General features: G+C 54.6%; 11 protein-coding genes and 1 rRNA gene. 2 read left to right on the forward strand and 10 right to left on the reverse strand.

Annotated features, from left to right (window positions below; all coding sequences use genetic code 11):
* Positions 1 to 31: 31 nt before the first annotated feature.
* Both FLS37_RS14345 and FLS37_RS14350 read right to left on the reverse strand, forming a co-directional pair.
* Positions 32 to 502 (reverse strand): copper chaperone PCu(A)C, encoded by a 471-nt coding sequence (locus FLS37_RS14345; protein WP_198314650.1) that lies wholly within the window; start codon positions 500 to 502, stop codon positions 32 to 34.
* Positions 503 to 578: 76 nt separating this feature from the next.
* Complete coding sequence (locus FLS37_RS14350) at positions 579 to 2,069, reverse strand: aminoacyl-histidine dipeptidase (RefSeq protein WP_157670659.1); 1,491 nt, start codon at positions 2,067 to 2,069, stop codon at positions 579 to 581.
* 191 nt (positions 2,070 to 2,260) lie between these two features.
* Between FLS37_RS14350 and rquA the strand changes: the two genes are divergently transcribed.
* A complete protein-coding gene (gene rquA, locus FLS37_RS14355) occupies positions 2,261 to 2,965 on the forward strand; it encodes a rhodoquinone biosynthesis methyltransferase RquA (protein ID WP_157670660.1) in 705 nt (234 codons plus the stop codon).
* Positions 2,966 to 3,057: 92 nt separating this feature from the next.
* Here the strand turns inward: rquA and FLS37_RS14360 are convergent, their stop codons facing one another.
* Positions 3,058 to 4,377, reverse strand: a complete 1,320-nt coding sequence (locus tag FLS37_RS14360) for a hemolysin family protein (RefSeq protein WP_157670661.1) — start codon at positions 4,375 to 4,377, stop codon at positions 3,058 to 3,060.
* A 205-nt stretch (positions 4,378 to 4,582) separates the two neighbouring features.
* Here FLS37_RS14360 and FLS37_RS14365 point away from each other — a divergent pair, with 205 nt between their 5' ends.
* On the forward strand, positions 4,583 to 5,320 hold the full coding sequence (locus tag FLS37_RS14365; RefSeq protein ID WP_232522626.1) for a pseudouridine synthase: 738 nt from the start codon (positions 4,583 to 4,585) through the stop codon (positions 5,318 to 5,320).
* A 53-nt stretch (positions 5,321 to 5,373) separates the two neighbouring features.
* On the opposite strand, the gene FLS37_RS14370 is transcribed toward FLS37_RS14365, so the two are convergent.
* The 7 genes from FLS37_RS14370 to rrf all read right to left on the reverse strand — a co-directional run bounded on the left by FLS37_RS14370 (position 5,374) and on the right by rrf (position 9,753).
* Positions 5,374 to 5,748, reverse strand: coding sequence for a DUF2237 family protein (locus FLS37_RS14370; RefSeq protein WP_157670663.1), 375 nt, complete (start codon positions 5,746 to 5,748; stop codon positions 5,374 to 5,376).
* Positions 5,702 to 6,544 carry an MBL fold metallo-hydrolase gene (locus FLS37_RS14375; protein WP_232522628.1) on the reverse strand — a complete coding sequence of 281 codons (843 nt, stop codon included), beginning with the start codon at positions 6,542 to 6,544 and terminating at the stop codon, positions 5,702 to 5,704. The genes FLS37_RS14370 and FLS37_RS14375 overlap by 47 nt, the downstream gene beginning before the upstream one ends.
* A complete protein-coding gene (locus FLS37_RS14380; RefSeq protein WP_157670664.1) occupies positions 6,541 to 7,338 on the reverse strand; it encodes a TatD family hydrolase in 798 nt (265 codons plus the stop codon). Before FLS37_RS14380 ends, FLS37_RS14375 begins: the two co-directional genes overlap by 4 nt.
* 80 nt (positions 7,339 to 7,418) lie before the next feature.
* Complete coding sequence (locus FLS37_RS14385; RefSeq protein ID WP_157670665.1) at positions 7,419 to 7,787, reverse strand: PilZ domain-containing protein; 369 nt, start codon at positions 7,785 to 7,787, stop codon at positions 7,419 to 7,421.
* Between the two features lie 5 nt (positions 7,788 to 7,792).
* Complete coding sequence (holB, locus tag FLS37_RS14390) at positions 7,793 to 8,818, reverse strand: DNA polymerase III subunit delta' (protein ID WP_157670666.1); 1,026 nt, start codon at positions 8,816 to 8,818, stop codon at positions 7,793 to 7,795.
* Positions 8,815 to 9,450, reverse strand: coding sequence for a dTMP kinase (tmk, locus tag FLS37_RS14395; protein ID WP_157670667.1), 636 nt, complete (start codon positions 9,448 to 9,450; stop codon positions 8,815 to 8,817). Before tmk ends, holB begins: the two co-directional genes overlap by 4 nt.
* A 189-nt stretch (positions 9,451 to 9,639) precedes the next feature.
* Positions 9,640 to 9,753 (reverse strand): 5S ribosomal RNA (rrf, locus tag FLS37_RS14400).
* Positions 9,754 to 9,831: the final 78 nt, after the last annotated feature.

Below are 9,831 nucleotides of genomic sequence, written 5' to 3' on the forward strand. Positions count from 1 at the left end.
CTTGGCGCTCCTTATAGAAGGAAAGGCAGGCTTAGTGTTTTTCGCCCGGCGCAACACCTTTGGAACCCATAGCCTCAACGCGTACTTTGACTTCAACGACACCCGCTTTGGCAAACGTCAGTTTGAGCGGGATTTTTTCCCCTTCCTTCAAACCCTGCTTCAAGTTGATCAGCATAATGTGCAATCCGCCCGGCGCCAGTTTTAGCTCGCCTCGGGCGGGCACCGCCAGGCTTTCCACCTTGCGCATTTTCATAACACCATCGAGTATTTCCATCTGGTGCAATTCGGCCACCTCGGCCACCGGGCTTTCCGCTTTCAGCAGCGTATCGCCTTCTGCACCCAGATTATTCACCGATAAAAAAACGCCCCCCATCTTGGCCGCTGGCGGCGTCGCTCTGGTCCAAGGGTGGGCAATTTTCAGATCACCGACCTGATAATCGTGCGCCAGCGCTGTGCTCATGGCCAGCATCAGCGCCAAACCCAGTTTCATTCCTGCTTTCATGGTTGACCCCAGTGTCATATGTGATTATTTACCCTATGTGCATTGCAGTAACCCATATTTCAAGCGCCGGGCGCAATTACTTTTGTATGCTCAGCGTAGATTCGGCTTCGGTTTTCTCGGCCACGGCCGCCAGCGCCGCTTGCAGCAATTGCCAGAACTGGGCCACCGAGCCGATTTCAACACGTTCATCCGGCGAATGGGCTCCGCGGATAGTCGGGCCGAATGACACCATTTCAAGCTCGGGATAGGCACGGCCAATTAGCCCGCATTCCAGCCCGGCATGAATCACTTTGACCGCCGGGGCGTGGCCATATAATTGCTGGTAGACATCCTGCAGCAATTTTAACGCTGCCGAATCCGTATCCGGCGCCCAACCGGGGTAAGCGCCCGAGGCTTCGACGCCCAAGCGAGCCAGCCGGGCCAGCGCTTCGATCATGGTTTGTAGTTCGTGCAAACCGCTGTCGGTGAGCGAGCGCAGCATCAATACGGCCTCAAAGCGTCGCTCGTCGACTTTGACCACCCCCAGATTATTGGAAGTCTCGACCACACCAGCTATCTGCTGGCTCCAGCGGCGCACGCCATGCGGTAAAGCCAGCAGCAAATCAATCGCCAGCACGGTATCTGCAGCGGTTAATGCTGGTGAATTAGCCGCCTCGGCATCACTTACGCTCAAATGTAGCGCTGGCTCGCTCTCGCCCAGCTCGGCTTGCAAAGTCTGCGTGAAGAGCTCGACACAGCGGGCAAACTGCACCGCATCACAGGCTGGAATGGCCAGCTGGGCAAAGGCTTCGCGCGGCAAGGCATTGCGCAGCGTGCCACCCCGAAAATTCAACAGACGGGCATCAAACCGGGGTATAGCCTCAGAGAGTAATCTGGCCAATAGTTTGATGGCATTACCCCTCTCCAGATGAATATCCACCCCGGAGTGCCCCCCCTTCAATCCATTCAACACCAGATCCCGTACCACATAACCAGCCGGCAGCGGTTCGTGGTGCAAGGAGCGATTCAGGCTGATGTCCACCCCGCCAGCACAACCGACATAAATCTCGCCCCAGTCTTCGGTATCCAGATTCAGCAGCAATTGCCCCTGCAGCAAGCCCGGCTCCAAACCTTGTGCCCCGCTCATCCCGGCTTCTTCATCCAGCGTGAACAAGACTTCCAGCGGCCCGTGCACCAGCTCCGGGCTTTCCAGCACGGCAAGTGCAGCGGCGACGCCAATCCCGTTATCGGCACCCAGTGTTGTGCCGCAAGCACTCACCCAGCCATCGACAATCCGTGGCTGAATCGGGTCGCGGATAAAATCATGCTCGGTCGCTTCATTTTTTTGCGCCACCATATCCAGATGCGCCTGCAGCACCACGCCAAGACGGTTCTCCATCCCTGCGCTGGCCGCTTTGCGGATAATCAGATTACCCGCGCGATCGAGCCGGGTTGAGAGTCCGCGCGCCTGCGCCCAGGCCTGAATGTGGTCGCGCAGCGCAGTTTCGTGTTTTGATGGACGGGGAAAGCGGCAGATTTGCGCAAAGTGCTGCCACAGTTGCGGCGGGGAAAGCTGTTCAATCGACATAGGCAGGAATCGTTTACCGTAGTTATACAACGTAATAACAAATGCGTAGCCCAGCATATCACTACATGCACAACACGCCCATCAGGAGATGCCGCGATGTGTTTTATCCACTCAAAACTTGGGTTAAAACAAACTTCGACCTGCCAATACCCCTTAGGATATAGCTAAACAACACTTAGCCGAGTGACATCATGAGCAAAAATCCTCCCGCACTGGCCAGCAACCCCTACTACGAAGGGGTTCCCGAATACATGACCGAGGTTTACGACTGGGCCTACGTTGACCCGAACTGGGTTAAGGCACTTGATCGTAATATTGTGGTGAAAGTGTTGCTGTTTTTGAATGATCAGCGTCTGATGCGCCGCTATCTGGCGCAGATCAAGCCGGGTGATCGCGTCTGGCAGCTCGCGCATGTGTATGGCGATCTGGTGCAGAAAGCGGCAGAAAAAGTCGGCCCACATGGCGAATTTCACTTAACCGACGTCACCCCGATCCAGATCGAACATGGCAGCGCCAAACTAAAAAACATGCCGTGGGCCAGCGTCATCCGCAGCGATGCCGCCGATTTTGCCGTTGCAGGGCGTTACGATGTGATTTGCAGCTTTTTCCTGCTGCACGAAGTCCCCGACGAGAAAAAACGCGCTATTGTCGACCATATGCTGGCGCACATCCCTGCAGGGGGCAAAGCGGTATTTGTTGACTACCACAAGCCCAAGCGCTGGCAGCCGATCCGCTATATCCTGCAGCTGGTCAATCACTATCTTGAGCCTTTTGCCAACGCGCTCTGGGACAATGAAATCAGCAGCTACGCCACGCATGCCGATGAGTTCAATTGGGAAAAAGAAACCCTATTTGCCGGGGTATATCAATCTGTGATAGTTACCAGAAAGGCTTGAGTGGTATACCCCTGCCACATCCTCGGAACACTCTTTTAGCAAAAAACGACGCAAAAAGCGTCGTTTTTTATGCGCCTGAAAACAAGATCGATCTAATTGTCGTCTTCCAGCACGTCATCCGCCGCCGTGTGCGGAATCACTTTCACCATCACAATGCGCGGGCCGTTCATTTTTTTGACCACCACATCAAAGCCTTCAAATTCGATGCACTGGCCTTCCACCGGCAGATTGCCCAGCTTCCACTGAATCAGGCCGCCAACGGTTTCGGCCTCGGGATGGTCAATATCCATCCCCAGCGCCCGTCCCAGCGAAAACAGCGGCAGACTGCCTTTGCCGAGCAGAGCACCGTCGTCTTGGCGCATCCAGTCGTTACGGCTCTGGCGAAACTCGTCGCGAATTTCGCCAACCAGCGCCGCCAGCAGATTATCCAGCGTTAGAAATCCCACCGGTGGCTCGTCGCCATAGGCGGCAATTGCAAAATGCGGTGCCCCGGCGCGAAAACGGCGAAATAACTCGATTGCTGGCGTATCCGGGCTCACTTCCTCTACCGGGCGGACAAACTGACCCAAGTCGCTTAGCTCGGCGTCGCGCAGCTCGGCCAGAAACAGGTTTTTCAGGTGGATCACCCCCAGCACCTGCCCTTCTTCATCCACATAGGGGTAGCGGCTAAAACGCTGTTCGGCGATGGTTTGCAGATTTTCATCCAGCGTTCGGTTAGTATGCAGTACCGCCGCCTCGTGAAATGGCCGCATCAGATCGGCCACCTTGAGCTTGCTAAAATCGAGCGACTGCGCAACCACATTCCATTCCTGCGGATTCATCTCCTCGCTATCCTGATTGGCCCGCAAAATCAGTTTAAGCTCGTCGTAGGAGTAATGGCTGTCATGACCAGCGTAACCATCTAGCCCCGCCAACCGCAGAATATAATTGGCGCTGCGATTGAGCAGCCAGATGGCCGGATACATCATCCAGTAGAAAAAATACAGCGGTGTAGCCGTCCACAAAGCGATAATTTCCGGACGACGAATGGCCAGCGACTTGGGGGCCAGCTCGCCAACGACAATGTGCAGAAAAGAAATCAGCGTAAAGGCAAAAATAAACGACACTGTATGCAGCAAGGCTTGCGACTCAACCCCTAGCCAGACAAACACCGGGCCGATGAGGCCGGCAAAAGCGGGCTCACCAATCCAGCCCAACCCCAGCGAAGCCAGCGTAATCCCCAGCTGGCAGGCCGATAAATAAGCATCCAGCTGGCCATGCACCTTCACCAGTATCTGACCGCGCCAACCTATTCTGGCAATGCTTTGCACCTTGGTTTGCCGCAATTTGACCAGACCAAACTCGGCGGCAACAAAAAAACCATTGAGCGCCACCAGAAACAGTGCCAGCAGCGTAAGTAGGAAATTATCCATAATGCGGGCAAGGGCCCGTCCGGAATGAAGATGGGCTTATTTTAGCGTTTCCCGCCACTTTGCGCGAATCGATGGCTTTTCCACGGTAAAATTGGCTCGCTTTTTGCACCTTGCACTTAACCTCGGATGATCGATGAAGAACCGCCCGCCCCGCCCGCTCGGTAAACTCGTTTCCCACCCCGCCAGTAGCACCAGAGTGTCAACCGTGACCCAGCCAGACACGGGCGCCAAAGTCAGTCTGGCGCGCGCGCTATCCAAACTGGGCGTCTGTTCACGCACCGAAGGCGAAAAACTGGTGCGCAGCGGCGCAGTCGCAGTCAATGGCCAGCCCTGCAGCGACGCGGAACAGCGCATCAATATCGAGCGCGATCAGCTCAGCGTCAATGGCCAGCCCGTGCTCGCACCGCAATTTGTGTATCTGATGCTCAACAAGCCGCGCGGGCTGATTACCAGCGCCAGCGATGAAAAGGGTAGAGAAACGGTATTTAGCTGCTTTGCCAACGCCAAGCTACCCCATCTGGGGCCCGTTGGCCGGCTCGACAAAGCGAGCGAAGGTTTACTGCTGTTTAGCAATGACACACGCTGGGCGGCGCGGCTAACCGATCCTGCTAGCCATTTGGATAAAATTTACCACGTGCAAATTGATCAGCAGCCGGGCGAAGCCTTGCTAACTGCGATGCAACGTGGCGTCACCTCGGACGACGGCACGCGGCTGGCGGCCAAGAAAGTGAGCATTCTGCGCAGTGGCGATAAAAATGCTTGGCTGGAGATCACGCTGGACGAAGGAAAAAACCGCCATATCCGCCGCCTACTCGAAGCGCACGGCGTCAACACCCTGCGTTTAATCCGCGTAGCGATTGGCCGCTTGGAATTGGGCGAATTGGCGAAGGGCGAATGGCGGGAACTCAGCGCTGACGAATTGCGGCTTCTCCACAATAAGTAAGGTATATAGCTGCAGAGCAATCTTGAATTGACTTACAGCCATATACCTTAACACTATTCAAATACCGGCCGATCTATTCCGTATTCAACCAGCGTTTCCAGCGAAATCAGGTCGAGGATTTCTTCATGCGTTGCGGCCAGCACAATTTGAGGGGCTGCGCCCTTTTGCAGCGCTTGCAGCCAGCGCCGTGCACACAAACACCAGCGATCACCGGGCTTTAGGCCGACAAAGCCATATTCCGGACGCGGCGTTGATAAATCATTGCCAGCAAGTTTGGAAAAGGCCAGAAACTGCTCGCTCATTACCGCGCAAACAATATGCTGACCCGGGTCATTCTCGTCGTGGGTGCAGCAGCCGTCACGGAAATAGCCGGTGAGCGGGTCAAAACTGCATGGTTGGAGCTTCTGGCCCAGTACATTCATCGTCATGGTTGAGTCCTGTTGCAATGGTCATGCCGTCATAGCCCACCACCATGCCTGCTGGCAGGCGCTGGCTCAGTGCGTGGTATTCAAGCTCGTGCGTCATGTGAATCATCACGGTTTGTTTGGCGCCAATCTGTGTGGCCAGGCTAATCGCCTGTTCGACCGACAAATGTGTGGGGTGCTCCTGCTCGCGCAGGCAATCGAGAAACAGCAACGTCAAATTGGCCAGCTTGGGCAGGCTAGTCGGCGGCAAGGCGGAGACATCGGTCAAATACGCCACATCGCCAATGCGCCAACCCAGAATCGGCCACTTGCCATGCAGCACTTCAATCGGTTCAATGCTGACACCCGCAAAATCAAATGGCTCACAGCCAACTTCATGCAGTTCCAGCACCGGCTTATCCCAGAAATTGGACGGTTTCATCAATGTATAGGGAAAGCGCTCTTCGATATGGCTGAGCATCAGGCGATTGCCAAAGGTCGGCAAAGCCGCTTTTTGCAGCCAGCAAAAGGCACGCAAATCGTCAATACCATTCAGGTGATCGGCATGCGGGTGTGTATACAGCACCGCATCAACGTGGAGAAGCTGCTCCCTGAGCGCCTGCTGGCGCAAATCAGGACCTGTGTCGATCAGAAAGGTTTTTCCGCCCGCGCGGATCACCGCAGAAGCACGGGTGCGCGTATTGCGCGCATCGTTGGACGTGCAGGTAGTGCAGCGGCAGCCTAGGGCCGGTGTACCACCGCTGGAGCCCACCCCGAGCAGCAATACCTCAACTTCGCCTTGCCAGCGTGACATGGTCATGGTGTAGCCCTGTGAGACGTCGGATCAAGAGCCCGAGAAAACAGTCTGAAGAAATTAGCGGTCGTGGTATCGGCGACTTCTTGCAGCGAAATGCCTTTCAGCTCGGCAATATGCTCGGCCACATGCCGCACCCACGCTGGCTGGTTCTGCTTGCCCCGATGCGGCATCGGTGCCAGATACGGTGAATCGGTTTCGATCAGCAAGCGCTCCAGTGGCATTTTTCGCGCAACGTCTTTCAGTTCTTCAGCCTTTTTAAACGTAACGATGCCGGAAAGCGAAATATAAAAGCCCAATTCCATCGCCTGCTGCGCTACTTCCCAGCTTTCGGTAAAGCAGTGCATCACACCGCCAACTTCATCGGCGCGTTCTTCATGCATGATGCGGATGGTGTCTTCCGACGAGGCACGTGTATGGATAATGAGCGGTAAATTGGCTGCACGCGCAGCGCGGATATGGGTGCGAAAACGTTCACGCTGCCATTCCAGATCGCCGGTCAGGCGGAAATAATCGAGGCCCGTTTCGCCAATCGCGACCACTTTCGGCGCTTGCGCAAGTTCAACTAACTGCGCAACAGTAGGCTCAGGCGTGTCTTCGTAATCGGGATGCACGCCAACTGAGGCAAAAATATTCTGATGCGCAGCGGCCAGCGCCAGCACGCTGGGCAATTCGGGCAGGTTGACGGCCACACAGAGCGCATGAGTCACCTGATTGTCGGCCATACGGCTGAGCAAGCCATCCATATCGCTGGCAAGGTCGGGAAAATTGATGTGGCAGTGCGAATCGACAAACTTCATAACAAATCATCCAAACATAAAAAAAGCCGTACCAGCCGGTACGGCTATCTTGCTGATGATACTCGAATTTGCCGCCAAGTTTACATTGTGTGCGTGGTGCGACCCGATTGCAGATAGCCACCCAGCAGATTTTCGATTTTAACGGTGGCCTGCTTGCCCGCCTCGTTGGCCGAGAACTGCACGCCAATGCCCTGCTGGTGATTATTCTGCGCCCCGGGCGGCGTTATCCACACCACATTGCCAGAGACTGCAATCTTGGCTGGATCATCCAGCAATGACAGCAACATAAACACTTCATCGCCCAAGGTATACGCTTTGTTAGTTGGAATAAAAATCCCACCACCTTTGATAAACGGCATGTATGAAGCGTATAAAGCTGCTTTTTCCTTGATATTCAAAGACAAAACCCCTGGACGTGATGTCGGGGCGCGAACTGCATCTTCACTCATAATCATTAACCTCGGCGATCCTGACCACGCAAGGCATCAAGATATCCAAACAATAAACCTTCCAGCACCAAACGCTGATTCAAGGGATGATGAGCCAGCGCTTGTGACTCATTTAACTGACTGGCAAAACCGAGCAATAGACGAGCACGCGGTGAAACCCGCTCCAGTGCATCTTGCCAATCTGGATAATAACGAATAACCCCCGCCATTCCCAAGCTGATTACGTCATAAACCCATTTTTGTAGCCAATCAAGTATCAAAACAGTATCGAGTTTGGCTTTTTCCAGCTCCGCGGCCAGCTGCAATACATTCAGCGTGGCTGGCTCAGCCATTTTTTCAAGAAATGCGCTGCGCACAGGCAGCCATTCAGCCGCAGCATCTTCAGCCGCTGCCAGCGGTGCGCCACCCGTATGTGCCAGATGCAGTAAAGGATTGACTACCGCCTGCCCAGCCAACCAGGCCATAGCCACTTTCGGCTCTGGAATCGTCAGTGGGAAAACGCGGCAACGACTGCGAATGGTTGGCAGCAATCGCCGCCAATGATCCGAAATCAGTATAAATACTGCACCAGCAGGCGGCTCTTCCAGCGTTTTTAAAAACGCGTTCGCGGCAGCGGTATTCATCGCCTCGGCAGGCACCACTATGGTGACGCGTGTGCCGCCGCGATGCGCGCTTAAATTGACAAAATCAGCCAAATCACGGACATCATCGACGCCGATCACCGATGATTTTTTTTTGGCTTTTTTGCTTGTATCTGCGTCTTCAGTAGCTTCATCAGCATCAGCGGGCTGCAGCAGGCGAAAATCTGGATGATTCCCAGCCAAAAACCAGCGGCACGCATCGCATTCACCACAAGGCTGATTAGTTTTATTCGGTGACTCGCACAATAAAAATTGCGCCAAATGCTGCGCCAGGGCGCGTTTGCCGATCCCAGCTTCACCGGTAAACAGCAAAGCATGCGGCAAACGATCACCTTCACGGATCAAATCGTGCCAGGGTTTTTCCAGCCACGGATATGGCAAATTGCTCATGCAAGAAACCCATCCATCAATTGCGCCAACTCGGTCTGAATCGCCTCGATCGAGCGATTGGCATTGATCACACGAATGCGGTGCGGATTTTCAGCGGCACGTTGCAGATAAGCAGCACGCACTTTAGCGTGAAAATCAGCCTGTTCGCGCTCAAAGCGATCAAGCACCCGTGAATTGGCCATCCGTGCTTGGCTCACATCCAGCGGCACGTCAAAAATCAGCGTCAGATCAGGCTCGATCAGACCAGCCGCAGCGCCGTCACGGCCTTGCACCCATTGCTCCAGCAGCATGAAACGCTCGATTGACAAGCCACGGCCACCGCATTGATAGGCATAGGTCGCATCGCTAAAGCGATCACACAAGACCCACTCACCCGCGGCCAGCGCCGGCAAAATCACTCGCTGTAAATGTTCATTGCGCGCAGCGAACATCAGCAAGGCTTCGGTTTCCAGATGCATTTCATCGTTGAGCAATAGAGCACGCAACTTTTCACCCAATGGCGTCCCACCCGGCTCGCGGCTTTGCCGTACCTGCAGCTGGCGGCGCTGCATATAGTCAACCAACCAAGCCAGATGTGTGCTTTTACCTGCACCATCAATCCCTTCTACCGATATAAAACGGCCACGTTGCATGGCTGAAATCTGCCTAGATGATTGGATAAAGCAGAATTGTCTCACACGAAACTCATTCGCGCTCGACAAGATACCCTTTACCGTATACGTCTGCAGGCCAACCCAGCCTTACCCTCCAGCCCGATACCCCGCATCTCGCAGACAGCAAAAAGCCCAGCTCTTTCGAACTGGGCTTCTTTACTTAGGGTAGTCTGGCAATGACCTACTTTCACACGGGCAATCCGCACTATCATCGGCGCTGAGGCGTTTCACTGTCCTGTTCGGGATGGGAAGGAGTGGGACCACCTCGCTATGGTCACCAGACAAAACTGGGGGAGTTGCTGTCTTTTCAAACAACAACTCGAAATAGAAGAAGTAATATCATCAGCAAGTCGTTTTGAC

The sequence above is a fragment of the Chitinibacter sp. GC72 genome (genome assembly GCF_009760905.1).
GTDB lineage: Bacteria > Pseudomonadota > Gammaproteobacteria > Burkholderiales > Chitinibacteraceae > Chitinibacter.